Source organism: Nocardioides marmoraquaticus, assembly GCF_054777915.1.
In genome coordinates this window covers 70,994-95,750 of record NZ_BAAHAA010000016.1, presented here as the reverse complement: position 1 = coordinate 95,750, position 24,757 = coordinate 70,994, and the positions used below count along the sequence as shown (strand labels likewise).

The window sequence follows — 24,757 nt, the reverse complement described above, 5'->3', positions numbered from 1 at the left end:
GGGGTCAGTCTCGAGGTGGGTCACACCACCAGCCGTCGACCCGACCCCACACGATCCCGGGGCCGATGCCAAGACTCACAGTCTCGAGGCTCGTCGCTTGCGCTCCTCGCACCTCGACCACCCAGGTCGGTCGGCGCTCCTCGCACCTCGACCACCCAGGTCGGTCGGCGCTTTTCGCACCTCGACCACCCAGGTCGGTCGGCACTCCTCGCACCTCGACCACCCCAGAGCGGTCGGCGCTCGTCGCACCTCGACCACCGAGGTCGGACGGCGCTCCTCGCACCTCGACCACCCAGGTCGGTCGGCGCTTCTCGCACCTCGACCACCCAGGTCGGACGGCGCTCCTCGCACCTCGACCACCCAGGTCGGTCGGCGCTCCTCGCACCTCGACCACCCAGGGCGGCCGGTGCCCTCGACCACCCAGTCCGGCAGGGGTGGTCGAGGTGCCCGAGCCCCTGGGCGAGGGCCTCGAGACCCCGCAACCGGGGCCAGAGCCTGGCCCTTCGAGACGGTCGCTGCACAACCTTCTCAGGGAGCAAGGGCGGCGTACGACGGCACCGGCGGCGCCGGTGGGCGTCAGCGGGCGGACCAGGCGGCCCAGAGGTCGGCGTAGGGGCCGGGGCGGGTGAGGAGCTCGGCGTGGGTGCCGTGCTCGACGATGCGGCCGTCGGCCATGACGACGACGCGGTCGGCGCGCTCGGACTGGGTGAGGCGGTGGGCGACGACGAGGGCGGTACGGCCCTCGGTGACGGCGTGGGCGGCCGCCTCGAGCTCGCGGGCGCCGGCGGACCCGGCCTCGGCGGTGGCCTCGTCGAGCACGACGACGGCAGGGTCGCGCAGGTCGACGCGCGCCAGCGCGAGCTGCTGGGCCTGCGCGGGGGTGAGGGGGTGGCCGTCGCCGCCGACCACGGTGTCGAGGCCGTCGGGCAGGGCGGCGACCCAGCGCCAGGCGTGCACCCGCTCCAGCGACCGGCGTACGGCGTCGTCGGACGCGTCGGGGCGCGCGAGGGTGACGGCGTCGCGGACGGTGCCGGAGAAGACGTGCACGTCCTGGCTGACGAGCACGACGTGGTCTCGAACGGCGCGCTCGCCGAGGTCGTCGTACGCCGCGCCGCCGAGCGTGGCCGTGCCGGTGGTGGGGGCGAGGACCCCGGCGACGACCTGGCCGAGCGTGGTCTTGCCGGCGCCGGTCGCGCCGACGACGGCGACGCGCTCGCCGGGCGAGAGCTCGAGGTCCACGTCGCGCAGCGCGGGGGTGCCCGCGACGTACTCGTGGCCCAGGCCCCGCAGCACGACGGCCGGCTGCGCGGGAAGCGCGGCGGGAGGGGCAGGCGCCGGTGACGGCATCGTCGCGACGCCGGCGAGCCGGGCGAGCGAGGCTCCGGTCGACTGCACCTCGTCGAAGAGGAACATCAGCGCGCCGATGGGGTTGAAGAGCCGGTGGAAGTACAGCGCCGCGGTCGTGACGGCACCGACCGTGACGGCGTCGGCGCGCACCAGCCAGAAGCCGGTGGCGAGCACCACGGCGAGGCCGATGAGCTCGGAGCGGTTGGTGCGCGAGCCGAAGCGGCACAGCATCCCGAACACCGTGATCGCGATGCCCATGGTGCGCCGCGAGCGGGTGTCGACCTCGGCGAGGTGTGCCTCCTCGCGCGCGAAGGCACGCACCGACGGCGCGCCCTGCAGCCCGCTGACCATCGCCTGGGCGCGCTCGCCCTGCGCGACCCGCTCCTCGCGGTAGAGCGGGCCGGAGCGGGGGAGGTACCACCGCAGTGCCAGCACGTACGACGGCGCGGCCGCGAGGCCGGCGAGCCCGAGGCGCCAGTCGAGCGCGAAGAGCCCCGCAGCGGTGAAGACGACCGCGACGAGCGAGCCGATGACGAGCGGGACGACGTCCTTCATGGCGGTCGCGACGGTGCGCACGTCGTCGCCGACGCGGGAGAGCAGGTCGCCGGCACCGGCCTCCTCGAGACGACCGGTGGGCAGCCGCAGGGTGCGGGCGAGCACGTCCTCGCGCAGCGAGGCGAGCGCCGGCTCGGCGGCGCGGGCGAGGAACGACAGCGACAGGGCCGCGGCGACGGCCCCGACCACGGCGGCGCCGGCGATGACGAGCCCGAGCCGCACCACGTCGACGGTCGAGCCGTCGCCGGCCTCGACCTCGTCGACGACGAGCCCGAGCACCCACGGCGGCACCAGCGCGGTCAGCCCGGCCACGAGGAAGGCGGCCACGGCGGCGCCGAGGGCGCCGCGGTGGGGGCGCAGCAGCGTCCAGACCAGGCGCGTCGTGGCCCGTCCGTCGGCGACCGGGAGGATCGCGCGCGCCGGCGCCTCCGCGCTCATCGCAGCACCGCCTCGCGGTAGTCGTCGCGCGCGACGAGGTCGGCGTGGGTGCCCGCGGCCACCACGCGCCCGTCGACGACGAGCGCGACGCGGTCGGCCTGCGCGAGCAGCGCCGGGCTGCTGGTCAGCACCCACGTGGTCAGGCCGTCCCGCGCGGTGCGCAGCCCCCGCGCCATCCGGTGCTCGGTGACGGCGTCGACCGCGGTGGTGGGGTCGTGCAGCACGAGCACGGGGGCGTCGGTGGCGAGGGCCCGGGCGTAGGCGACGCGCTGGCGCTGGCCCCCCGAGTACGTCGCCCCGTCGGGCGTCACGGCCCGGTGCAGGCCGTCGGGGTGCAGCCGCAGCACGTCCTCGACCGCGGCCGCGCCGACCAGCACCTCGAGACGCGCCTCGTCGTGGCGTCCGTCGGGGTCGATGTTGTCCGCGATCGTGCCCTCGAACAGGTCGACGTGGTGGGGTGCGACCAGCAGCCGCCGACGGCGCGAGCCGACGGTGTGGTCGGCGAGGGGGAGGTCGTCGAGCCGCACCGAGTCCGGGTCGTCGGGGATGACCTCGCCGGCCAGCACGCCGACGAGCGTGGCGGCCTCGGCGGCGTCGATGACGACCACGCCGAGGAGCTCGCCGGGCCGGGCGGCGAGGGTGAGGCCGCGCAGGCCGCCGGCGTGCAGGTCGAGCAGCTCGAGCTCTCGAGCTGGCTCGCCGCCGTCGGCGTCGCCGGCGGGCACGAGGGGCGGCGAGGCGAGGTGGTCGACGATGCGCTGCGCCGACGCGCGCGCGGCGGCGAGCTCGGCCAGCAGGTCGCCCAGGATGCGCATCGGCTCGGCGAGGAACTGGGTCAACCCCACGATCGCGACCAGCTCGCCGACCGAGATCCGGCCCTCGACGGCCAGCACGCCGGCGAGCACGGCGACCACGGCGAGGAACAACGCGGCCGCGCCGGTGGTGAGGCCGGCCATGACGCCGTAGGAGTTCGCAGTGCGCACGCCGGCGTCGCGCGCCCGGGCGCTCTCGCGGCGGTAGCGCTCGGCGGCGACCTGCTCGGCGCCGATGCCCTTGAGGCTGCGGAAGCCGCGCACCAGGTCGGTCGCGACGCCGGTGGCACGCGCGAGCAGCGCCTGCTGCGCCGAGCTGCGCCGGGCGATGACGGGCGTCAGCACCTGCAGCAGCACCAGCACGACCGGCACGCCGAGCAGCACCACCAGGCCGAGCACGAGGTCGATGCGCAGCAGCAGCACGGCGCTGACGACGACCGCGACGGCCGAGGCGACGGCGTACCCCACCACGCGCAGCGTCACGCCGATGAGCTCGACGTCGGAGGTCGCCAGCGACAGCGTCTCGCCCGGCAGCAGGCCGTTGCGGGTGCCGCGGGGGTCGAGCGCCTTGCGGGCGACCCGCATGCGGAGGTCGTGCATCGCCTCCTGCCCGACGCGGAACGCGACCTGGGCGCCGATCCGGTAGGAGTAGCTCAGCACCGCGAAGAGCAGCACCAGCACGACCAGCCACAGCGCCAGCTGCCCCGCGTCGCCGGTGGCGACGGCGCGGTCGATCGTGACGCCGATGAGCACCGGCACGAGCGCCTCGCACACCTGCCAGGTGCTGATCAGGACCAGGAACAGCGCCAGTCGGCGGCCGCGCCCGCGCAGCACCTGCAGCAGGAGCCGACCACCCGTCGACGGGACGGGATCGGGGGACGGCACGTGGAGTGAGGCTACCCTTACCTGCTCAGCAGCAGCGCCCCGGCGGTGCACCCCGCCAGGGCGAGCGACCAGGCGAGCCGCGCCCGGTCGACGAGGAGCAGTCGGCGCAGCAGCACGGGCCGCTCACCGGGCCCGCTCCGACCCAGCCGGCCGTGGGTGGGTGCCGCCAGCAAGGCCGTCGTCGCGAGCAGCCCGAGGCAGCAGGCGCCGGCGAGCGCGACCCACCCGGACGGTGCGCTCAGCCAGGCCCACGGCAGCGCCAGCAGCAGGCCGCCGTACAGCACGACCACCGGCGCGACGATGCGTCGGGAGTGCCGGTCGTGCACGCCCTCCCAGTCGGCGTCGGGCGCCTCGGTGAGCGCGGGGTAGACGAGCAGGGTGACGGTGACCTGGAAGCCCAGCTGCGCCGCTGCGAGCAGCGCGAGGACGGCGAGGCTCGCAGGAAGGCTCACAGGGACTCGGCGAGCGCCTGTCCGAGCCGGTGGCCCGAGACCCAGGCCGTCTCGACCTTCGACGCCGGGCCCCAGCCGTCGCCGCAGACGCCCAGCCCGTCGCGGAGCAGGTACGGCGCCTCGCGCTCGCCCGCGGGCTTGGCGAAGGTCCACCGCTGCACGAGCGAGTCGAGCGGCTCCTCGATCCCGAGCCGCTCGCGCAGCGCCGCGACCATCGCCGGTCCGGCCGCCGCAGGGTCCTCCAGGTGCTGCGCGGCGAAGCCGGGGGTCGAGTGGGCGGTCAGCACCGGGGCGTCGTCGCCACGACGCCGGCCGTCGTCGGCTACCCACGCCACCACGTCGTCGCCGTTGACGAAGGCGCCGTGGAAGGTGCCCGACGGGCTCAGGTCGTCCCAGGTACGCCGCTCCCACCGTGCGGCCAGCGCGAGCACCGGCTCCCACCCGCGCTGCAGGTCGGCGGCGTACGCCTGCGCGCCGGGGCTCAGCAGCCGGAGGGCCTGCGGGTCGGGCATCGCCAGCACCACCGCCCGGGCGGCGACCCCGTCGACGGTCCACCGGTCGTCGGCACGCTCGACCCGCTCGACCGCGGCGTGCTCGACGTCGAGGTCGGCCGCGAGGTCCTCGACGAGCGCCCGCAGCGACGGCGTGGCACCCCAGCGCACGGGCCCGTCCTTGTCCTCGGGGGCCGCGTCGGCCGCGAGCACCGTGAAGGTGTCGGTCCACTCCCGGGCCAGCCCGCGTGCGGCCCAGTCGTCGACGACGGCGCGGAAGTCGTCGTCACCCACCGTGAGGTACGACGCCCCCAGGTCGACCGAGCGCGAGCCGTCGGGCCAGCGCCGCGACGCCATGCGCCCGCCCGGCCGACGACCGCGGTCGAGCACTCGCACCGGCACGTCGGCCTCGCGCAACGCCCTCGCGCAGGCGGCGCCGGCGATGCCGGCTCCGACGACCACCACGGGCAGGTCACTGGTCTCGCTCACGACGGAGAGGTACCCAGCGCCTCCACGGCCCCGTCGCTCGCGATCCGGGCCGGGTCGTGAGAGCCTGCGGCGCGAAGCCCACCAAGTCGACCGACTTGGTGATTGTTGAGAGGTCTCGGACATGACGCAGCAGCAGGAACGACCCTCGGGGGCGCCGGACGCGCCGGCCACGCCCGCCTCGATCCGGCAGGTCGCGGGCGCGAGCCTGCTGGGCTCGGTCGTCGAGTGGTACGACTTCTTCCTCTACGGGACGATGGCCGCGCTGGTCTTCAACTCGCAGTTCTTCCCGACCTACGACCCGCTCACCGGCACCATGGTCGCCTTCGGGACCTTCGCGGCGGGCTTCGTGACCCGGCCGCTCGGCGGTTTCGTCTTCGGGCACTTCGGCGACCGCATCGGCCGCAAGCGGATGCTCGTGCTGACCATGCTGATCATGGGCCTGTCGACCTTCGCGATGGGCCTGCTGCCGACCTACGCGCAGATCGGGGTCGCGGCGCCGCTGCTGCTCCTGCTGCTGCGGATGCTGCAGGGCATCGGCCTCGGCGGCGAGTGGGGTGGTGCGGTGCTGCTGTGCGTCGAGCACGCGCCCGGCCGGCGCCGCGGGTGGTACTCCAGCTGGCCGCAGCTCGGCGTGCCGATCGGCCTGCTGACCAGCACCCTCGCGGTCACCGCGGTCACGCAGCTGCCCGAGGACGACTTCCAGTCGTGGGGCTGGCGCGTGCCCTTCCTCGTCTCGATCGCCCTGGTGCTCGTGGGTCTCGTGATCCGGCTGCGCGTCGAGGAGCCGCCCGCCTTCCGCAAGCTCGAGCAGGCCGACGAGCGCGCCACGCTGCCGCTCCTCGAGGTCTTCCGCCGCCACCCCAGGGTCACCTTCCTGGCGATGGGCGCCCGGGTCAGCGAGAGCGTCACCTTCAACATCTACAACGCCTTCCTGCTGACCTTCGTCGTCACCGTGCTCCAGCTCGACAAGTCGATCGTGCTCGACGCGCTGCTCGTGGCCTCCGTGGTCGGCATCGGCGTCATCCTGGCCGCCGGTCACGTCTCCGACCGGGTCGGACGGCGTCCCGTCTTCGCCGCGGGGGCAGCCCTGGCCTTCGTCTCGGCGTTCCCGATCTTCGCCCTCGTGCAGACCGGCGACCCGCTGCTCGTCACCCTCGCGGTCGTCGTGGGCTGGGGCGTCGCGGCGTGCTGCATGTTCGGCCCCGAGGGCGCGCTGTTCGCCGAGCTGTTCCCGACGCGGGTTCGCTACTCCGGCATGAGCGCGGTCTACCAGATCGGCGTCATCCCGACCGGTGCGGTCGCCCCGCTCATCGGCACCTCGCTGCTGTCGGCGTACTCCGGGTCGGCCTGGCCGGTCGCCGTCTACGTGATGGCGATGGCCGCGATCACGCTGGTCTCGCTGTGGTTCCTGCCGGAGACCCACCGGCGCGACCTCGAGGACGACGCGACGCCGGAGCGGGGGTCGCGCCGTGGTTGACGCTCCTCGACGGCCCGACGTGCTGCTCGTGCTCGCCGACGACATGGGCTTCAGCGACGTCGCGCCGTACGGCGGCGAGATCAGCACCCCGTCGCTCGACCGGCTGGCGGCCGGCGGGGTGCGGATGACGCAGTTCTACAACACCGCGCGGTGCAGCCCGTCGCGCGCGAGCCTGCTCACGGGGCTGCACCCGCACCAGGTCGGGATCGGCATCCTCAACTTCGACGACGCCCCCGACGGCTACCCCGGCGACCTCGCCGACGCGTGCGTGACGATCGCCGAGGTGGTGCGCGAGGCGGGCTACGCGACGTACCTCTCCGGCAAGTGGCACCTCTCGGTCGACATGGAGACGCCCAACCACTCCTGGCCGACCCGCCGCGGCTTCGACCGCTTCTTCGGCACCCTCGAGGGCGCCGGGTCGTTCTACCGGCCCCGCACCCTGGTGCGCGACGAGACGAACGTCGAGCACGAGGCTGAGGAGGCGGGCTGGTTCTACACCGACGCCATCTCCGAGCAGGCCGTGCGCTTCCTCGCCGAGCACGACGAGCAGCGGCCCGACGACCCCTTCTTCTGCTACCTCGCCTACACCGCGCCGCACTGGCCGCTGCACGCGCACGACGACGACGTCGCGCGCTACGAGGGCCGCTTCGACGCCGGCTGGGACCGGCTGCGCGAGGAGCGGCTCGAGCGGCTCGTCGACGAGGGCATCATCGACCGCTCCTGGCGGCTCACCCCGCGCGACGAGCGGGTCCCCGCGTGGGACGACGCCCCCGACCACGCCTGGGAAGCCTCCCGCATGGCGACCTACGCCGCCCAGGTCGACCGCATGGACCAGGGCATCGGGCTGGTGCTCGCCGAGCTGGAGCGCACCGGCCGCCTCGACGACACCCTCGTCGTCTTCCTCTCCGACAACGGTGGCTGCGCCGAGGAGATGCCGCCCGGCCCCGGCGCCCGGGAGTTCGTCACGGCGTTCGTGCCGGTGCAGGACACCACGCGCGAGGGCGAGCCGGTCACGGTCGGCAACGACCCGTCGCTGCGGCCCGGACCCGAGTCGACGTACATGTCCTACGGGCGCAGCTGGGCCAACCTGTCCAACACGCCGTTCCGCGAGTACAAGCACTGGGTGCACGAGGGCGGCATCGCCACGCCGTTCATCGCGCACTGGCCGCGGGGCCTCGAGGGCGGCGGCGGGCTGTGCCGGACCCCCTCGCAGCTCGTCGACGTGCTGCCCACGATCGCCGAGGTCGCCGGGGCGGCGTACCCCTCGCGTCGTGGCGAGCACGACGTGCCGCCCGCCGAGGGCCGCAGCCTGCTGCCCGCCTGGCGCGGGGAGGACGCGCCCGAGCGCGACCTGTTCTGGGAGCACGAGGGCAACAGCGCCGTACGACGCGGCCGCTGGAAGCTGGTGCGCAAGCACCGCGGCGACTGGGAGCTCTACGACCTCGAGGTCGACCGCACCGAGCTCGACGACGTCGCGGGGGAGCACCCCGACCTGGTCGCCACCCTCGTCGCGGCCTACGACGCCTGGGCGGAGCGGTGCGGGGTGATCCCGCGCGAGGAGGTGCTCGCGCTGTACGCCGCCCGCGGCCACGGCCTACCGGAGGAGTAGGCCCCGTCGTAGGCTGTGTGACGCAGGTCACGTGACGACCCTCGGGGGGACCATGATGCTGACCATTGCCTCGCGTCGCGCCGCGGCGCTCGTGCTGGCGCTGCTCGCGCCGCTGCTGCTCGTCGGCGGGCCCGTGCGCGCGGCCGACGTCGACCTCGACCCGGCCCTGCTGCCGCAGGGTGCCGCTCCGGCGCTGCCCCACCTCGACCAGGAGCGCCGCGTCATCGTCGACGGCAGCCGCCGGGTCAGCCTCGCCGGGCTGGTCGGGACCCCGTTGTGGTTCGTCAAGGTCAAGGGCGGCTACCTGCTCGACCGCGGCCGCGACGACGTCGTCCGCGTCACGACGAGCGGCGCCCGGTCGGTGCTCACCTACCGCCGCACCTCGGACTATGACGGGGCGCCCGCGCTGGCCGTCAGCAGCGGCGGCGACAAGGTGGCGCTGTCGATCAGCGACCCCCGTCCCGACGGGTCCGCGACGTACCGCGAGACCCGCGTGCTCGACGCCGTCACGGGCCGCGTGCTGGCGCGACGGTCCTTCAGCCCGTCCGACGGCCAGGTGCCGGTGGCGTTCGGGACGCAGCGGGTGCTGCTCGGGAACGTCTGGTGGAGCTTCGCCGGCAACCGCGTCGAGCGGTTCCGGACGACCGTCGTCGCGGCGCACCTTGCGTCGTGGCGCGGCTTCGGGTTCGACGTCGACCCGGCCCCGGGTGGCGAGCCGCGGTCGGGTGAGCTCTTCACGCTGCCGCCCGACGGCGGCAACCCCACGGCGATCGCGCCGCCCGACACCGGGCGCCGCGTCTTCTCCGTCGCGGGCACCCACCTCGGCGGGCCGGCGACCCTCGACGAGAGCTCGGGCACGACCGACCGCGTCGTCGTGCACGACGCCCGTCACGGCGTGGTGCTGCTCGACGTGACGGGCGTCGACGCGGCACCGGTGGTCACCTGGGAGACCGACGGCACCGTGCTGTTCCTCGCCCGCCGCGCCGGCGGGGGCCCGGACGCCCTCGTGCGCTGCACCGTCGCGGGCGAGTGCGAACGAGCGGGCCCGCTCGAGCAGGGCGACGTCGAGGGGCCGTACCGGTCGAACTACCGGCTGCTGCCCGTCTCGCGACGCGACGGGTGAGCCGGGCTCAGCGCAGCGAGTACGTCGCGATGCTGGCGGCGACGTAGTGGCACACGAACGCCGCGATCGTCAGCAGGTGGAAGACCTCGTGGAAGCCGAACCAGCTGGGAAAGGGGTCGGGCTTCTTGAGCCCGTAGACGAGCCCGCCCAGGGTGTAGAGGCCGCCGCCCACCACGAGCAGCGTGGTGACGGCGGGGCCACCTGAGCCGAGGTCGCCGGCGTAGAAGATCGCGACCCAGCCGAGCGCGACGTAGATCGGGGTGTACAGCAGCCGCGGGGCGTGGCTCCAGAAGACCCGGAACAGGACGCCCAGCGCGGCGCCCGACCACACGATGACGAGCAGCGCGTCGCGCTGCGGTGGCTCGAGCAGGGTGATCGCGAACGGCGTGTAGGAGCCGGCGATCAGCAGGAAGATGTTGGAGTGGTCGAGGCGCCGGAGCACGGCGTTCATCCGCGGGCCCCAGTAGAAGCGGTGGTAGAGCCCGGAGACCGCGAACAGCACCAGGGCGGTGCCCGCGAAGATCGCCGAGCCGACCCGGGTCGCCACGGTCGGCGACAGCACGATCAGCACGATGCCGGCGGCCAGCGTCAGGGGCGTGATGCCGGCGTGCAGCCAGCCGCGCAGCTTGGGCTTGACCTCCTCGGCGACGTCGCGCACCCGCTCGCGCACCTGCTCGGCGGCCTCCTGGCCGCGCTCGGCGACGCGCTCGTGGATGCGCGGGCCACGCTCGGAGGACGGGACGTCGGGAACCATGCACCGAGGGTACGGAGGAAATCGCCCGCCGCCCCAGTCACGACGGTGAGGCCGTGCTCACAGCCTCTGCCCGACGTGTGACCCGAGTAGGGTCGCGACTCGTGGCGGACTGGAAGCGGGGCCTGCGGCGGGTGCTCTACCCGGCCTACGAGGCCCGCGTCGTACGCCGCCTGCCCGCGGAGCGGCTGCCGCGACACGTCGGCGTCATGCTCGACGGCAACCGCCGCTGGGCGAAGGCGGTCGGCGCCGACACCGCCCACGGCCACCGTGCCGGAGCCGCCAACATCGAGCCGATGCTCGGCTGGTGCGAGGAGATCGGCGTGCAGGTGGTCACGTTGTGGCTGCTGTCGACCGACAACCTCAACCGCCCCCGCGCCGAGCTCGAACCGCTGCTCGACATCATCGGCGAGGCCGTCGACACGCTGGCCGAGCAGCGGCGCTGGCGGCTCCACCCGGTGGGCGCGCTCGACCTGCTGCCGGAGCGCACCGCCGAGCGGCTCGGGTCCGCCGCCGAGTCGACCCGGGACGTCGACGGCATGATCGTCAACGTCGCCGTCGGCTACGGCGGTCGCCAGGAGATCGCCGACGCCGTCCGCTCGTTGCTCCAGGAGCACGCCGGGCGCGGCACCACGCTGGAGGAGCTCGCCCAGGTGCTCGACGTCGAGCACATCGCCGAGCACCTCTACACCAAGGGCCAGCCCGACCCCGACCTCGTCATCCGCACCAGCGGCGAGCAGCGGCTCGGCGGCTTCCTGCTGTGGCAGAGCGCGCAGAGCGAGTTCTACTTCTGCGAGGCCTACTGGCCCGACTTCCGTCGCGTCGACTTCCTCCGCGCCGTCCGCGCCTACGCCCAGCGCCAGCGGCGGTTCGGGGCGTAACGCAGCGTTCACGAGACCGCCGGGCGTGTCGCGGTCGGCGTACGCCGGGGTCGGCTTACGTTGCCGGTGTCGGCCCGTGGGGAAGCGGGCCGGTGCCAGGAGGGCGACTCCGTGACCCGTCACGACCGCAGCACCTGCAGGCCCGCACTCGGGGCCTGCCGTCACTCCCGGTCCGAGCACCAGTAACGGACCGGGCGCCGAGTGCGCGTGCGGTCCATCGAAGGGGAACCCCGTGGCACCTGGCACCAGCACTCCTGCCCCTCGCTCGACGTACGTCCTGGACACCTCGGTGCTCCTGGCCGACCCGAAGGCGATCCAGCGCTTCGCCGAGCACGAGGTCGTGCTCCCCGTCGTGGTGATCACCGAGCTCGAGGGCAAGCGGCACCACCCCGAGCTCGGCTACTTCGCCCGCTCGGCGCTGCGCATCCTCGACGAGCTGCGCGTCGAGCACGGCCGGCTCGACCAGCCGGTGCCGGTGGGCCTCGAGGGCGGCTCGCTCCGCGTCGAGCTCAACCACACCGATCCCACCGCGCTGCCCTCGGGCTTCCGCCTCGGCGACAACGACACGCGCATCCTCGCCGTCGCCCGCAACCTCGCCGACGAGGGTCACCGGGTCACGCTGGTCTCGAAGGACCTGCCCCTGCGCATCAAGGCCTCGGCGGTCGGCCTCGACGCCGCCGAGTACCGCGGCGAGCAGGTCCACGAGTCCGACGCGGGCTGGACCGGCATGACCGAGGTCGACGTCACCGGCGCCGACCTCGACGCCCTGTACGACGAGGGCACCGTCGACCTCGACGAGGCCCGTGACCTGCCCTGCCACACCGGTCTGGTGCTGCTCTCCGAGCGCGGCAGCGCGCTCGGTCGGGTGCGCGCCGACAAGCGGGTCCACCTCGTGCGCGGCGACCGCGAAGCCTTCGGGATCCACGGACGCTCCGCCGAGCAGCGGATCGCGCTCGACCTGCTGCTCGACCCCGAGGTCGGGATCGTGTCGCTCGGCGGCCGCGCCGGCACCGGCAAGTCGGCGCTCGCGCTGTGCGCCGGGCTCGAGGCGGTCATGGAGCGCCGCCAGCACAAGAAGGTCGTCGTCTTCCGCCCGCTGTTCGCCGTCGGCGGCCAGGAGCTCGGCTACCTGCCGGGCAGCGAGTCCGAGAAGATGTCGCCCTGGGGCCAGGCGGTCTTCGACACCCTCGGCGCCATCACCACGCCCGACGTCGTCGACGAGATCCTCGACCGCGGCATGCTGGAGGTGCTGCCGCTGACGCACATCCGCGGCCGCTCGCTGCACGACGCCTTCGTCATCGTCGACGAGGCGCAGAGCCTCGAGCGCAACGTGCTGCTGACCGTGCTCTCGCGCATGGGCGCCAACTCCAAGGTCGTGCTCACCCACGACGTCGCGCAGCGCGACAACCTGCGGGTGGGGCGGCACGACGGTGTCGTCGCGGTGGTCGACCGGCTCAAGGGCCACCCGCTCTTCGCGCACGTCACGCTGACGCGGTCCGAGCGGTCGCCGATCGCGGCGCTCGTGACCGAGATGCTGGAGCACGTGACCGTCTGAGGGGCGGTCCGGGACGCGTGTGACGGGCGTGGCGCCTGTGGTGTGAGCCTGGCCACGACCGACGCGCCGGGCGGGTGGTTCGAGTTGCCACCACCCGCCCGGCCGTGCTTCGGTGAAGCCTCTTCCCTGCGCGTTCCCGCGCCCCGGGTCTCGGTTCCCGGTGGTGCACCCCGTTGGTCGGGGCGTCGTCGGAGCGCGGTTGACGTTGTCGCCAACCCCCCGGGACCACCGTGCCTCACCTCGCCAAGCACCGGCTCGCGCCTGCGCGCCGGACCCGTCGCCCCGTCATGGCCACCGCGCTCGCGGCCCTCGTCCTCACGGGCGGCGTCGTCGGCGCCGGCTCGCTGTCGGGCGCCACCCCCCTCGACGCCGAGGCCGCGACGCTGGCCTCCTCCGCCGCCGGTGACGTCACCGGGGTGGGCGCCCTGAGCGAGGAGGAGATCGCCGAGCGCGAGGAGCGCGTCTCGCGCTCCACCGACCGCACCGCCGTCGCCGAGGCCGCGAAGGCCGAGCAGCTCGCCAGCGACGCGGGTCGCGCCGAGGTCTCGCGCCAGGACCTCGCCGACGCCGACCCCAAGACGCTCGCCCGGGCGCTCATGCCCGAGTACGGCCTGTCCGCCGGCGAGTTCTCCTGCCTCGACTCGCTGTGGACCAAGGAGTCCGGCTGGAGCACCACCGCCGACAACCCGACCTCGTCGGCGTACGGCATCCCGCAGGCGCTGCCCGGCTCCAAGATGTCCTCCGCGGGGCCCAACTGGGAGAGCAACCCCGAGACGCAGGTCCGCTGGGGCCTCGGCTACATCCGCGACCGCTACGGCTCCGCCTGCGGCGCCTGGGGCCACTCCCAGGCCAACAACTGGTACTGAGCCCCGACCTGCGAGGTCGCAGACGCATCAGTGCGGTGCTGCGGTGTCACCAGGTGACACCGCAGCACCGCACTGTCGCGAGGCGTCGACTCAGACCCGCGGCGAGGTCATGGCGGCGACGTCGAGGGCGTCGTCGAGCTCGGCCTCGGTGAGGTCACCGCGGTCGACGTAGCCCATGGCGAGCACCTGCTCGCGGATGGTGCGGCCCTCCTTGAGGGCGGCCTTGGCGACCTTGGCCGCCTCCTCGTAGCCGATGTGCTTGTTGAGCGGGGTGACGACCGAGGGCGACGACTCGGCGTAGGCGCGGCAACGCTCGACGTCGGCCTCGATGCCGTCGACGCAGCGCTCCGCGAGCACGGGGGCGACGTTGGCGAGCAGCCGGATCGACTCGAGCAGGTTGCGGGCCATCACGGGCAGCATGACGTTGAGCTCGAAGGAGCCGCTGGCGCCGGCGTGGGCGACGGTGGCGTCGTTGCCGATCACCTGGGCGCACACCATCAGGGTCGCCTCGGGCAGCACCGGGTTGACCTTGCCCGGCATGATGCTCGACCCGGGCTGCAGGTCGGGCAGCCGGATCTCGGCGAGTCCGGTGGTCGGGCCCGAGCTCATCCAGCGCAGGTCGTTGCAGATCTTGGTCAGGCCGACCGCGATGGTCCGCAGCTGGCCGGACAGCTCGACGAGGGCGTCCTGGGAGCCCTGCGCCTCGAAGTGGTTGCGGGCCTCGGTGAAGGGCAGGCCGGTCTCGGCGGCGATGTCAGCGATGACCTTCTCGGCGAAGCCGGGCGGGGTGTTGATGCCGGTGCCGACGGCGGTGCCGCCGAGCGGCAGCTCGGCCACGCGGGGGAGCGAGGCCTCGATGCGCTCGATGCCGTAGCGCACGATCGCGGCGTACCCGCCGAACTCCTGGCCGAGCATGACCGGGGTCGCGTCCATCAGGTGGGTGCGGCCCGACTTCACGACCTCGGCGAACTGCGACGCCTTGGCCTCCAGCGAGGAGGCGAGGCGCTCGAGCGACGGCACCAGGTGGTGGGAGGCGGCCTCGACGGCGGCGATGTGGATCGAGGTCGGGAAGGTGTCGTTGCTCGACTGGCTGGCGTTGACGTGGTCGTTGGGGTGCACCTCGACCCCGGCGCGGCCGGCGAGGGAGGCGAGCACCTCGTTCATGTTCATGTTGGAGCTGGTGCCGGAGCCGGTCTGGAAGACGTCGATCGGGAACTCGCCCACGTGGCCGCCGGCGATGATCTCGTCGGCGCCCGCGGCGATGGCGTCGGCTCTGTCCTGGCTGATGATGCCGAGCTCGGCGTTGATGCGCGCCGCGCCCTTCTTGACCCGGGCGATGGCGACGAGGTGCGATGGCTCGAGGGTGGAGCCGCTGATCGGGAAGTTCTCCACCGCCCGCTGCGTCTGCGCCCGCCACAGCGCCTCGCGAGGCACCTGGACCTCGCCCATGCTGTCGTGCTCGATCCGGAAGTCGCCCTGCTCAGTCATGGCTCGGAGGCTATCGAGCGCTACGTGCGGGCGACCAGCCGGATCGGGGCCCCGGTGGCCCACGCGGCGATGTCGTCGACGGCGTCGCCGTAGAAGAGCCGGTAGCCGCCCTCCGTGACGTAGCCCAGGTGGGGCGCGAGCACGGTGCGCGGGGCGGTGCGCAGCGGGTGGTCGGCGGGCAGCGGCTCCTCGTCGTGGACGTCGAGGCCGGCGCCGGCGATCCGGCCCGCGTGCAGGGCGTCGAGCAGCGCGGCCTCGTCGACGAGGGGTCCGCGCGAGGTGTTGACGAGCACCGCGGTGGGCTTCATCAGCGCCAGCTCGTCGGCGCCGAGGACGCCCCGGGTGCGCTCGGAGAGCCGCAGGTGCAGCGAGACCACGTCGGAGTGCCGCAGCAGGTCCTCCTTGGCCACCGGCAGCACGCCGAGCGACTGCGCGAGCTCGGGGTCGAGGTGCTGCGACCACGCCAGCACCCGCATCTCGAAGGCCAGCGCCACGCGCGCCACCCGCTGCCCCAGCCGACCGAGGCCGACGAGGCCGAGGGTCGCGCCGGCGAGGTCGCCGCCCGGCAGCACGTCGTCCTGCCACCCCCCGGACCGTACGGCGGCGTCGGCCGCCGGCACCTGCCGCACCACGGCCAGCAGCAGCGCCCAGGTCTGCTCGGCCGCCGGGCCGGGCAGGCTGCGGGTGCCGCAGACCGTCACGCCCTGCGCCCGGGCCGCCGTCACGTCGATGGCGGCGTTGGCCATGCCGGTGGTGACCAGCAGCCTCAGCGCGGGGAGCCGCCCCAGCAGGTCGGCGTCGAACGGCGTGCGCTCGCGCATCGCCACCACCACGTCGGCGTCGCCGATGCGCGCCACCAGGTCGTCGCCGAGCAGGTGCTGCTGCACGAAGTCGACGCGCGCGCCGAACCTCGACTCCAGCTCGCCCCAGTCGGCGTACGACGCCGCCACCTGCTGGTGGTCGTCGAGCACCGCGATCCGCACACGGGAGAACCTAGCCGCTACGACACCACGGTGACGGTCACGGTGCGGCTGCACTGCGACGCGAGCGACCGCATCGCGGTGCGCTCGCCGGTGTCCTGCGACAGGCCCCAGCGGATCTTGGTGGCCACCCACTCCTCGGCGTAGCGGCAGCGGCTGTTGACGGGCAGCCACTCGGCGGGGTCCTGGTCGCTCTTGGACTGGTTCTGCGAGCCGGTCACGGCCACCAGCGGACGGCGGTCGCCGAGGTCGTTGGCGAAGGACTGCCGCCGCGTCGAGGTCCAGGAGCGGGCACCGGAGTCCCAGGCCTCGGCCAGCGGCACCATGTGGTCGATCTGCAGGTCGGCGATGTCGTACTGGGACACGGCGTCGTAGTAGGAGTACCAGCGGCCACCGGTCAGCGAGCAGCCCGAGCCGCGCACGGGCGCCTCCTCGGCCTCCTCGAGGAGGACCTCGCGGCGGGTGTCGCAGCCGTCGCCGTCGGCGTCGACCCAGTGCCGGAAGAGGTCGCGGTCGTAGCCGGTGCGCACCTCGGTGGCGACCGGCACCCGCTCGACGGCCTGGGCGAGCGAGCCGCTCCACTGGTAGTCGGCCTGGGCCGGCGCGGCGGCGAGCAGCGGCGCGGCGAGGGCGCTGGCGAGCAGGGTGGTGGCGAGGGCGCGACGCATCGAGGTTTCCTTCCCGAGAGGCCCCGCGGACGATGCCCGCGACGGTGGCCGCGGCCATGGTGCGGCCCGGAGGTGGCCGGACGGCCCGTTGCGCGGCTGCACGTCCGCGCGCTACACGTACCTGCAACCAGGCGTGACGACGGTCACGGCCGCGACGAGGAGGTCCGATGACGACGAGCACGACGCTGCTGGAGGGCATGAGCTTCCTGGAGGCACCGCGGTGGCACGAGGGCCGGGTCTGGCTCTCCGACTTCTACACCCACCAGGTGGTGTCGATGCGCGAGGACGGCTCCGACCTCCGGGTCGAGGCCGAGGTGCCGCAGCAGCCGTCGGGCCTCGGCTGGCTGCCCGACGGCCGGATGCTCGTCGTCTCCCAGCTCGACCGCCGGGTGCTGCGTCGCGAGGCCGACGGGTCGCTGGTCACCCACGCCGAGCTGTCGTCGTACGCCGCCGGTCAGTGCAACGACATGGTGGTCGACGCCGAGGGACGCGCGTACGTCGGCAACTTCGGCTTCGACCTCATGGGCGGCGCACCGGTGGGGCCGACGGCGCTGCACCGGGTCGACCCCGACGGCACCGTCACCGAGGTCGCCGACGGCCTGCACTTCCCCAACGGCATGGTGCTCACCGACGCCGGGGTGCTCGTGGTGGCCGAGACCTTCGGCAACCGGCTCAGCGCCTTCGACGTCGCGCCCGACGGCTCGCTCGGCGAGCGGCGCACGTGGGCCGAGTTCGGCCCGCTGCCGACCGCGACCGACCTCGGGGAGGTGCTCGGCTCGATCGCCGTCGCGCCCGACGGGATCTGCCTCGACGCCGAGGGAGCGGTGTGGGTGGCCGACGCGACCGGGTCCCGGCTGCTGCGGGTCGCCGAGGGCGGCGAGGTGCTCGACACCGTCGAGCCGGGCTCGCCCGTCTACGCCTGCGGGCTGGTCGGTGACGACGGCACCACGCTCGTCGCGTGCGCGGCACCGGACTTCCACGCCGAGGCCCGCAAGGCCGCTCGCGAGGCCCGGCTCCTGGCCATCCCCCTCTGAGACCCCGCGGCCCCCTTCGTGGCTCGCTTCGCTCGCACCTCAGGGAGCGTCCTCCCGCTCGCTGCGCTCGCACCTCAGGGAGCGGGGGCTCGCTCCCTGAGGAGCCCCGCGAGGGACGAGCGGGGCGTCGCGAAGGGCGCTCGCACCTCAGGGAGCGTCCTTCCGCTCCCTGCGTCACGAAGGGTGCTCGCACCTCAAGGAGCGTGCTCCCGCTCCCTGAGGAGGCACGCGAGGGACGAGCGGGGCGTCACGAAGGGCGCAGGCGGCCGGGTCAGGCGCGGGCCAGGTAGAGGTAGTAGGACGTCTCGCGCTGCTGCAGCGTGACGGGGAGCTCCTGCTCCTCGGCCGCGCTGAAGACGTCGCGGAGCGTCGCGAGCAGGTCGGGGGCGGGACCGGCCGACCAGACGACGAGGCAGCCGCCGGGGCGCAGCAGCCGGCGGACGCCGGTGAGGAAGGCGGGGGAGTAGGCGGCGGCGTTGCCGGTGTGCACGAGGTGGCCGGGACCGTTGTCGACGTCGAGCAGCACCAGGTCGTGCTGGTCCTTCGCCTCGGCGACCGCGCGCACGACGTCACCGACGACGACCTCCACCCGCCGGTCGGCCAGGACGCCCGGCCCGTGCGGCACGGTGCCGTCGCGCATCCAGCCGACCAGCGACTCCTCGACCTCCACCACCCGCACCCGCTCGACGCGCGGGTCGGCCAGGACGGCCTGCAGCGTGAAGCCGAGGCCGAGCCCGCCGACGACCACGGCGCGCGGCTCCTCGACGAGGTCGAGCGCGGCCGTGGCCAGGGCGAGCTCGGTCGAGGTCTCCCGGGTGTCCATCACGAAGATGCCGTTGACCCGCAGCTCGAGCACGGGCGCCGCGTGCTCCGACGTACGCCGCCGCAGCACGACCTCGCCGCGCTCGGACTCGGCCCGGGCGACCTCCTGCAGCTCCATGCGCCCAGTCTGGTGGTCTCAGGCGCGGCCGGCTGACGGCGGGGCCGTCGAGCCGCGCACCACGAGCTCGGTGGCCAGCTGCACGTGACGCTCGGGACGGGGGCCGTCGGTCGCCTCGCCGAGCAGGTCGAGGATCTGCAGCGCGGCCAGCCGGCCGAGCTCCTCGACGGGCTGCCGCACGGTGGTGAGGTCGACGTACTCCGCGAGCTCGTGGTCGTCGACGCCGACGACCGAGAGGTCCTCGGGCACCCGCACGCCGCGCTCGCTGGCGGCGCGCAGCATGCCGATGGCCATCTCGTCGGAGGCGCAGAAGACCGCCGTCGGCCGGTCGTCGAGGTCGAGCAGGGCCTGCCCCTCCTGGCGCCCGCTCTCGACGGTGAAGTCGCCGAAGCGGTCGAGGTCGGGGTCGATCCCGATGCCGGCCTTCTCCAGGCAGCCGAGGTAGCCCTGGTGGCGCGCGCCGGGCGTGGAGAAGTCGAGCGCCTGCGCCGTCGAGCCGCCGACGTAGGCGATGCGCTCGTGACCGAGGTCGACGAGGTACTGGGTGGCCAGCGTCGCGACGTGCTCGTCGTCGATCGCGACGCCCGGCCACTCCTCGACGAGGCTGCCCACGAGCACGACCTGGGCGTCGTGGCGGTCGAACCACGCCCGCTCCTCGGCACTGGGCAGCAGCCCGAGGACCAGCACGGCATCGGCCCGGGAGAGCGTCGTGTGCGTGCGCATGACGCGGTGCCGCACCTCGCGGTCGCCGGCGAGGTTGAACAGCATCAGGTCGTAGCCGTGCTCGCGCAGCACCTGCTCGGCGCCGTGCACGACGGTCGCGAAGTACCACCGGGTCACGTGCGGCACCACGACCGCGATGGTGCGGGTGCGACCGGTCGCCAGGCCCACGGCGGTGCTTGAGGCGACGTACCCCAGACGCGCAGCCGCCTCCTGCACCCGGCGGCGGTTGTCGTCGCTGACACCGGGCCGCCCCCGGAGAGCTCGCGAGACCGTCGCCATGGACAGCCCGACCTCGTCCGCGACCTGACGGATGCCGCTGCTCGGCCTCACGACCGGCTCCCGCGCCGACCGGACGGCGAGCCGATAGCGTCGGCGACATGACGCGCAGCTTCCCTGCCCCCGGCGAGTTCGTCCTCGGCGCCGCGACCGCGGCCTTCCAGGTCGAGGGCGCCAGCACCGAGGACGGCCGCGGGCCGTCGATCTGGGACACCTTCTGCACCGTGCCCGGTGCCGTCGTCGACGGCAGCGACGGCAGCGTCGCGTGCGACTCCTACCACCGCCTCGACGACGACCTCGCGCTCGTCGCCGGCCTCGGCGTCGACTACTACCGCTTCTCCCTGGCCTGGCCCCGCATCGTGCCCGACGGCACCGGCCGGGTGGAGCCGCGCGGGCTCGACTACTACGACCGCCTCGTCGACGGCCTGCTCGAGCGCGGGCTCGCCCCCAGCGCGACGCTCTACCACTGGGACCTGCCGCAGCCGCTCGAGGACGCCGGTGGCTGGCTGGTGCGCGAGACCGCCGAGGCCTTCGCCGACTACGCCGCCGTGGTCGCCGAGCGGCTGGCCGACCGGGTGGCGCTGTGGGCGACGCTCAACGAGCCGTGGTGCGCCGCCTACCTGGGGTACGCCGCCGGCGTGCACGCCCCGGGCCGGCGCGAGGGCGGCCGGGCGCACCTCGCCGCCCACCACCTCAACGTCGCGCACGCGCTGGGTGCCCAGCGCCTGCACGAGGCCGGCGCCGAGCGCGTCGGCGTCGTGCTCAACCTGGCGCCCGTGCGCAGCGAGCGGTCCGCGGCCGACGGCCTGCGCGACGGCATCGACGCCGTGCGCAACCGGGTCTGGCTCGACCCCCTGGTCGACGGGGCGTACGGCGACGCCGTCCTCGCGGTGGCGCCCGAGCTCGCGGAGCCCGGCGCCGTGCGCGACGACGACCTGGCGGCGATCCGCGGCTCGGCCGACTGGCTGGGCGTCAACTACTACACGCCGGTGCGGGTCGACCTGCCCGGCGAGGGGGAGGCGGGCCACCCCGAGGGGGGTGCCTACCCGGGCGTCGCGCCCTTCGGCCTCGTGGTCGACGAGCCCCGCACCGACATCGGGTGGGAGGTCGACGCGACCGGCCTGACCGACGTGCTGGTCGACACCCACGCGCGCACCTCCCTGCCGATCGTCGTCACCGAGAACGGTGCGGCATACGCCGACGACGTCCGCACCACGGGCCCCGACGGCGACCTGGTCGACGACCAGGACCGCATCGCCTACGTGCGCGACCACGTCGCCGCGCTGGGGGAGGCGCGGCGCCGCGGCGCCGACGTGCGGGGGTACTTCTACTGGACCCTGCTCGACAACTTCGAGTGGGCCGAGGGCTACACCAAGACCTTCGGGCTGGTGGAGGTCGACCCGACCGACCAGCGGCGCACGCCGAAGGCGTCGTACCGCTGGCTGGCCGGGGACGGCGGCGCGGACCTGCGCCGCGCCGCCACCTCCGAGCAGTGACTCAGCCCTTGACACTTCCGGCCAGCAGACCGCGCACGAAGTAGCGCTGGAGCGACAAGAAGACGACCAGCGGCACGATCAACGACACGAAGGCGCCGGCCGACAGCAGGTGCCAGTCCTCGCCGCGCTGACCGGCGAGCGCCGCGAGGCGCACGGTCAGCGGGGAGATGTCGAGGTTGCCGCCGGCGAACACCAGCGCCACGAGCAGGTCGTTCCACACCCACAGGAACTGGAAGATGCCGAAGGCCGCGATCGCGGGCTTGAGCAGCGGCAGCATGATGCGGGTGAAGATCTGCACGTGGCCGGCACCGTCGACGCGTGCCGACTCGATCAGCTCGCCCGGGACCTCGCGCATGAAGTTGTGCATCAGGTAGATCGCCAGCGGCAGCGCGAAGATCGAGTGCGAGAGCCACAGCGCCCACAGACCACCGCCGACCGCCTGACGACCGCCGAGACCCCAGTCGACGTACAGCGTCAGCAGCGGGATCATCGTGACCTGGATCGGCACGATCTGCAGCGCGAAGATGCCGACGAACAGCGTGTCGCGGCCCTTGAAGCTCATCCACGCGAAGGCGTACGCCGCCATGGTCGCGATCGAGACCGGGATGACCACGGCCGGGATCGTGATGACGAAGCTGTTGACGAAGAACGTCGCCAGGTCGACGTCGGAGCCGGTGATGACCTGCCTGTAGCTGTCGAGGGTGAACGACGGGTCGGTGAAGGCGTTCCACCAGCCGTTGCCCTTGACCTCGGCCTCGGGGCGGAACGAGCTGACGAGCAACCCGAAGGTGGGCGCGGTCCAGAGGATCGCGATCACCAGCGCAGCGGCGGAGCCCCAGCGGCTGGTGAGCCCGTCCTTGGCGGCGGTCGAGGCGGGCTTGCGGTGCTTGGCGGCCTCCTCGGCGATGACGAGGTTCTCGACGCTGGTCTCGGTGGTCATCGGGCCTCCAGCTTGCGCATCTGACGGACGTTGTAGATCACGATCGGCATGACGAGGATGAAGATCAGCGTGCCGAGGGCGGCGCCCAGGCCTCTCTCGAAGGCGCGGAAGCTCTGCGTGTAGAACTCGTTGGCGAGCACGCTGGTGCCGAAGTTGCCGCCGGTGGCGGTACGGACGATGTCGAAGACCTTGAGCGTCGCGATGCTGATGGTCGTGAGCACCACGATGAGCGCCGGACGGATGCTCGGGACCGTGATGTAGCGGAACATCTTGAGCCCGGAGACGCCGTCGAGGCGGGCCGCCTCGGTGATCTCGGTGGGGATCGCCTTGATCGAGGCCGACAGGATCGTCATCGCGAAGCCGGCCTGCACCCACACGAAGATGAAGATGAGGAACAGGGTGTTCCACGGCTCGGTCAGCAGGAAGCGGTAGCTGTCGATCCCGATGCCGGTGAGGATGGCGTTCAGCACGCCGATCTGGGTCTCGTCGCTCGCCTTGTAGTCGTAGACGAACTTCCAGATGATCGAGGCACCGACCAGCGAGATCGCCATCGGGAGGAAGAGCATCGTCTTCGCGAACTTCTCGAAGCGCGACTTGTCGACGAGCACCGCGTAGACGAGGCCGATCAGCGTCGACAGGGTGGGACACAGGATGACCCAGATGGCGGTGTTGCGCAGGACCTTGAGCTGGCCGGGGTCGGTGAAGATGCGGACGTAGTTGTCGAACCCCACGGAGGCGTTGAGGCCGCGGTTGAGGAACGACTGGTAGATCGTCGTGATGGCGGGGTAGAGCAGGCCGACGGCGACCAGGGCGAGCGCCGGGACGACGAAGGCGGCGACCTGGATGCGCTCGCCGGCGCGGGACCGCAGCCGCTGGGTCAGCAGCAGGATGAGGCCGACGACGCCGAAGAACAGCGCGCAGGCGATCACCATCTGGATGAGCTTCTCGGGGGTGGTCATGACCGCTCCTCGTGTCGGACGGGTCGGGATCGCGACGACCGGCCGCGGCGCCTCGCGTGGGCGGGGCGCCACGACCGGTCGTCAGGGGTGGATCAGGAGGGCCAGGCGTTCTCGATGTTGTCGAGGGTGGTCTGGTCGTCCTGGCCGGTGATCCAGGCCGTCATCTGCTTCCAGAAGGCGTCGGCACCCACGGCGCCCGGCATCATGTCGGAGCCATCGAAGCGGAAGGTGGCCTCGGGGTCCTGGAAGATCTCGGCCGAGAGCTGGTCGATGGGGCTGTTCAGCTTCTCGATGTCGAGACCGGTGTTGGCGCTGACCCAGCCGCCGTTGGGCGTGGCGTCGGCCTTCTCGTTGGCCCAGATGTCGGTCGACAGGTAGGTCTGGAAGGCCTGCACCTCGGGCCGGTCGTCGAAGGCCGCGACGAACTCGCCGCCGCCGAGGACCGGAGTGCCGAACTCGTCGGAGATGGTGGGCAGGTAGAAGGCGAAGACGTCGCCGTTCTCCGAGACGTCGGTGCCCTCCGGCCACTGCGCGGCGTAGAAGCTCGCCTGGCGGTGCAGGCCGCACTCGCCGTCGAGGACCGGCAGGCCACCCTCCTGGAAGGCGGTGGTGGCGATGGAGCGGACGTCACCGATGCCGCCGTTGACGTAGTCCTCGTTCTTGAGGATGTCGCCCACCTGACCGATGGACTCGGCGATCACGTCGTCGTTGAACGGGATCTCGTGGCTGACCCACTGGTCGTAGACGTCGGGGCCGCCGACACGCAGGACGAGGTCCTCCAGCCAGTCGGTGGTCACCCAGCCCGTGGCGTCGCCGGACTCGATGCCGGCGCACCACGGCTTGACGCCGTCCTCGTTCATCTGGTCGGACAGGGCGATCATGTCGTCCCAGGTCTCGGGCACCTCGTAGCCGTTCTCCTCGAAGACGCTCGGGGAGTACCAGACCAGCGACTTCACGTTCGCGCCGAGCGGCGCGGCGTAGAAGGTGTCGCCGACGGTGCCGTAGGACTTCCAGTCCTCGCCCCAGAACTCGTCGACGTTGGCCGCGACGGTGTCGGGGGCGCCGACGACCATGCCGCTGTCCTCGACCAGGGTGCGGAGCAGGCCGGGCTGGGGGATGTAGGCGATGTCGGGGGCGTTGCCGCCCTGGACGCGCACCGTGAGCTGGGCCTCGAACTCCGAGGAGCCCTCGTAGGCGACCTCGGCGCCGGTGCACTCGGTGAACAGCTCGTAGCTGGCCTTCTGCGCCGCGTCCTCGGGCTCGATGATCGAGGTGTAGACGCTGACCTCGGTGCCGGAGAGGTCTCCGAACTCGACCAGGCCGGCGTCCTCGCACTGCTGGTTGCCCTCGCCCGGCGAGGTGCCGCCCGCGGTGTTGGTCTCGCCGTCACCGCTGCCGCCGCCGCAGGCGGTCAGGGCCATGGCAGCGCTGGTGAGAACGGCGGCAGCGGCCAGCCTCCGCCGTGAGGTGGGTCGTCGCATCAGATCTCGCTTCTCTCTGGTGGGGGAGCCCGGAGCGGGCA

21 protein-coding genes are annotated in these 24,757 nt (G+C 73.4%); 8 read left to right on the top strand and 13 right to left on the bottom strand.

Features of this window, described 5'->3' with window-relative positions; all coding sequences use genetic code 11:
- Positions 1 to 576: 576 nt before the first annotated feature.
- From ACYU8I_RS13025 to ACYU8I_RS13010, 4 genes are read right to left on the bottom strand one after another with little or no spacing between them, the layout of a single operon-like run.
- The gene (locus tag ACYU8I_RS13025; protein ID WP_460841477.1) at positions 577 to 2,340 is read right to left on the bottom strand and encodes an ABC transporter ATP-binding protein; all 1,764 of its coding nucleotides are present in this window, start codon (positions 2,338 to 2,340) and stop codon (positions 577 to 579) included.
- On the bottom strand, positions 2,337 to 4,037 hold the full coding sequence (locus tag ACYU8I_RS13020; RefSeq protein ID WP_460841475.1) for an ABC transporter transmembrane domain-containing protein: 1,701 nt from the start codon (positions 4,035 to 4,037) through the stop codon (positions 2,337 to 2,339). The genes ACYU8I_RS13025 and ACYU8I_RS13020 overlap by 4 nt, the downstream gene beginning before the upstream one ends.
- Positions 4,038 to 4,054: 17 nt before the next feature.
- Positions 4,055 to 4,489: a hypothetical protein gene (locus tag ACYU8I_RS13015; protein WP_460841473.1), complete on the bottom strand. Its 435-nt coding sequence runs from the start codon at positions 4,487 to 4,489 to the stop codon at positions 4,055 to 4,057.
- Positions 4,486 to 5,469, bottom strand: coding sequence for an NAD(P)/FAD-dependent oxidoreductase (locus tag ACYU8I_RS13010; RefSeq protein WP_460841472.1), 984 nt, complete (start codon positions 5,467 to 5,469; stop codon positions 4,486 to 4,488). Before ACYU8I_RS13010 ends, ACYU8I_RS13015 begins: the two co-directional genes overlap by 4 nt.
- A 121-nt stretch (positions 5,470 to 5,590) precedes the next feature.
- On the opposite strand from ACYU8I_RS13010, the gene ACYU8I_RS13005 reads away from it, so the two are divergent.
- Genes ACYU8I_RS13005 through ACYU8I_RS12995 form a run of 3 tightly spaced genes read left to right on the top strand, consistent with a single transcriptional unit; the run spans position 5,591 to position 9,678 of the window.
- Complete coding sequence (locus ACYU8I_RS13005) at positions 5,591 to 6,946, top strand: MFS transporter (protein WP_460841469.1); 1,356 nt, start codon at positions 5,591 to 5,593, stop codon at positions 6,944 to 6,946.
- Positions 6,939 to 8,555, top strand: coding sequence for an arylsulfatase (locus tag ACYU8I_RS13000; RefSeq protein ID WP_460841467.1), 1,617 nt, complete (start codon positions 6,939 to 6,941; stop codon positions 8,553 to 8,555). The genes ACYU8I_RS13005 and ACYU8I_RS13000 overlap by 8 nt, the downstream gene beginning before the upstream one ends.
- 52 nt (positions 8,556 to 8,607) lie before the next feature.
- The gene (locus tag ACYU8I_RS12995; RefSeq protein ID WP_460841464.1) at positions 8,608 to 9,678 is read left to right on the top strand and encodes a hypothetical protein; all 1,071 of its coding nucleotides are present in this window, start codon (positions 8,608 to 8,610) and stop codon (positions 9,676 to 9,678) included.
- Positions 9,679 to 9,685: 7 nt separating this feature from the next.
- Here ACYU8I_RS12995 and trhA read toward each other — a convergent pair whose 3' ends face one another.
- Entirely contained in the window at positions 9,686 to 10,432 is a 747-nt protein-coding gene (gene trhA / locus ACYU8I_RS12990; RefSeq protein WP_460841462.1) for a PAQR family membrane homeostasis protein TrhA, read from the bottom strand.
- Between the two features lie 101 nt (positions 10,433 to 10,533).
- On the opposite strand from trhA, the gene ACYU8I_RS12985 reads away from it, so the two are divergent.
- From ACYU8I_RS12985 to ACYU8I_RS12975, 3 genes are all read left to right on the top strand, one after another.
- Positions 10,534 to 11,310 (top strand): isoprenyl transferase, encoded by a 777-nt coding sequence (locus tag ACYU8I_RS12985; protein WP_460841459.1) that lies wholly within the window; start codon positions 10,534 to 10,536, stop codon positions 11,308 to 11,310.
- Positions 11,311 to 11,542: 232 nt separating this feature from the next.
- Positions 11,543 to 12,865, top strand: a complete 1,323-nt coding sequence (locus ACYU8I_RS12980) for a PhoH family protein (protein WP_460841457.1) — start codon at positions 11,543 to 11,545, stop codon at positions 12,863 to 12,865.
- Between the two features lie 287 nt (positions 12,866 to 13,152).
- Positions 13,153 to 13,731: an aggregation-promoting factor C-terminal-like domain-containing protein gene (locus ACYU8I_RS12975; protein WP_460841455.1), complete on the top strand. Its 579-nt coding sequence runs from the start codon at positions 13,153 to 13,155 to the stop codon at positions 13,729 to 13,731.
- A 90-nt stretch (positions 13,732 to 13,821) separates the two neighbouring features.
- Here ACYU8I_RS12975 and ACYU8I_RS12970 read toward each other — a convergent pair whose 3' ends face one another.
- The 3 genes from ACYU8I_RS12970 to ACYU8I_RS12960 are packed head-to-tail and all read right to left on the bottom strand — an operon-like array spanning position 13,822 to position 16,867.
- Positions 13,822 to 15,219 carry a class II fumarate hydratase gene (locus tag ACYU8I_RS12970; protein ID WP_460841452.1) on the bottom strand — a complete coding sequence of 466 codons (1,398 nt, stop codon included), beginning with the start codon at positions 15,217 to 15,219 and terminating at the stop codon, positions 13,822 to 13,824.
- Positions 15,220 to 15,239: 20 nt separating this feature from the next.
- Positions 15,240 to 16,202, bottom strand: a complete 963-nt coding sequence (locus ACYU8I_RS12965; protein ID WP_460841449.1) for a D-2-hydroxyacid dehydrogenase family protein — start codon at positions 16,200 to 16,202, stop codon at positions 15,240 to 15,242.
- Between the two features lie 17 nt (positions 16,203 to 16,219).
- Positions 16,220 to 16,867 (bottom strand): HNH endonuclease family protein, encoded by a 648-nt coding sequence (locus tag ACYU8I_RS12960; protein ID WP_460841446.1) that lies wholly within the window; start codon positions 16,865 to 16,867, stop codon positions 16,220 to 16,222.
- A gap of 167 nt (positions 16,868 to 17,034) precedes the next feature.
- Here ACYU8I_RS12960 and ACYU8I_RS12955 point away from each other — a divergent pair, with 167 nt between their 5' ends.
- Positions 17,035 to 17,901: an SMP-30/gluconolactonase/LRE family protein gene (locus ACYU8I_RS12955; RefSeq protein ID WP_460841443.1), complete on the top strand. Its 867-nt coding sequence runs from the start codon at positions 17,035 to 17,037 to the stop codon at positions 17,899 to 17,901.
- A 271-nt stretch (positions 17,902 to 18,172) separates the two neighbouring features.
- Here ACYU8I_RS12955 and ACYU8I_RS12950 read toward each other — a convergent pair whose 3' ends face one another.
- Positions 18,173 to 18,841 carry a spermine/spermidine synthase domain-containing protein gene (locus tag ACYU8I_RS12950; protein WP_460841441.1) on the bottom strand — a complete coding sequence of 223 codons (669 nt, stop codon included), beginning with the start codon at positions 18,839 to 18,841 and terminating at the stop codon, positions 18,173 to 18,175.
- A gap of 18 nt (positions 18,842 to 18,859) precedes the next feature.
- Positions 18,860 to 19,894 carry a LacI family DNA-binding transcriptional regulator gene (locus tag ACYU8I_RS12945; RefSeq protein ID WP_460841439.1) on the bottom strand — a complete coding sequence of 345 codons (1,035 nt, stop codon included), beginning with the start codon at positions 19,892 to 19,894 and terminating at the stop codon, positions 18,860 to 18,862.
- A 47-nt stretch (positions 19,895 to 19,941) separates the two neighbouring features.
- Here ACYU8I_RS12945 and ACYU8I_RS12940 point away from each other — a divergent pair, with 47 nt between their 5' ends.
- Positions 19,942 to 21,336, top strand: a complete 1,395-nt coding sequence (locus ACYU8I_RS12940; protein ID WP_460841437.1) for a GH1 family beta-glucosidase — start codon at positions 19,942 to 19,944, stop codon at positions 21,334 to 21,336.
- A 1-nt stretch (position 21,337) separates the two neighbouring features.
- Here the strand turns inward: ACYU8I_RS12940 and ACYU8I_RS12935 are convergent, their stop codons facing one another.
- The 3 genes from ACYU8I_RS12935 to ACYU8I_RS12925 form a co-directional block, all read right to left on the bottom strand.
- Positions 21,338 to 22,276, bottom strand: coding sequence for a carbohydrate ABC transporter permease (locus ACYU8I_RS12935; RefSeq protein WP_460841435.1), 939 nt, complete (start codon positions 22,274 to 22,276; stop codon positions 21,338 to 21,340).
- The gene (locus ACYU8I_RS12930; RefSeq protein WP_460841433.1) at positions 22,273 to 23,235 is read right to left on the bottom strand and encodes a carbohydrate ABC transporter permease; all 963 of its coding nucleotides are present in this window, start codon (positions 23,233 to 23,235) and stop codon (positions 22,273 to 22,275) included. The genes ACYU8I_RS12935 and ACYU8I_RS12930 overlap by 4 nt, the downstream gene beginning before the upstream one ends.
- Before the next feature lie 92 nt (positions 23,236 to 23,327).
- Positions 23,328 to 24,656 (bottom strand): ABC transporter substrate-binding protein, encoded by a 1,329-nt coding sequence (locus ACYU8I_RS12925; RefSeq protein ID WP_460841431.1) that lies wholly within the window; start codon positions 24,654 to 24,656, stop codon positions 23,328 to 23,330.
- Positions 24,657 to 24,757: the final 101 nt, after the last annotated feature.

Coding starts and splice junctions, on each gene's coding strand:
- ACYU8I_RS12940 (WP_460841437.1), top strand. CDS start 19,942: ATGACGCGCAGCTTCCCTGCCCCCGGCGAGTTCGTCCTCGGCGCCGCG.
- ACYU8I_RS12975 (WP_460841455.1), top strand. CDS start 13,153: ATGGCCACCGCGCTCGCGGCCCTCGTCCTCACGGGCGGCGTCGTCGGC.
- ACYU8I_RS12935 (WP_460841435.1), bottom strand. CDS start 22,276: ATGACCACCGAGACCAGCGTCGAGAACCTCGTCATCGCCGAGGAGGCC.
- ACYU8I_RS12955 (WP_460841443.1), top strand. CDS start 17,035: ATGACGACGAGCACGACGCTGCTGGAGGGCATGAGCTTCCTGGAGGCA.
- ACYU8I_RS12930 (WP_460841433.1), bottom strand. CDS start 23,235: ATGACCACCCCCGAGAAGCTCATCCAGATGGTGATCGCCTGCGCGCTG.
- ACYU8I_RS12925 (WP_460841431.1), bottom strand. CDS start 24,656: ATGGCCCTGACCGCCTGCGGCGGCGGCAGCGGTGACGGCGAGACCAAC.
- trhA (WP_460841462.1), bottom strand. CDS start 10,432: ATGGTTCCCGACGTCCCGTCCTCCGAGCGTGGCCCGCGCATCCACGAG.
- ACYU8I_RS12960 (WP_460841446.1), bottom strand. CDS start 16,867: ATGCGTCGCGCCCTCGCCACCACCCTGCTCGCCAGCGCCCTCGCCGCG.
- ACYU8I_RS12970 (WP_460841452.1), bottom strand. CDS start 15,219: ATGACTGAGCAGGGCGACTTCCGGATCGAGCACGACAGCATGGGCGAG.
- ACYU8I_RS13025 (WP_460841477.1), bottom strand. CDS start 2,340: ATGAGCGCGGAGGCGCCGGCGCGCGCGATCCTCCCGGTCGCCGACGGA.
- ACYU8I_RS12950 (WP_460841441.1), bottom strand. CDS start 18,841: ATGGAGCTGCAGGAGGTCGCCCGGGCCGAGTCCGAGCGCGGCGAGGTC.
- ACYU8I_RS13005 (WP_460841469.1), top strand. CDS start 5,591: ATGACGCAGCAGCAGGAACGACCCTCGGGGGCGCCGGACGCGCCGGCC.
- ACYU8I_RS12995 (WP_460841464.1), top strand. CDS start 8,608: ATGATGCTGACCATTGCCTCGCGTCGCGCCGCGGCGCTCGTGCTGGCG.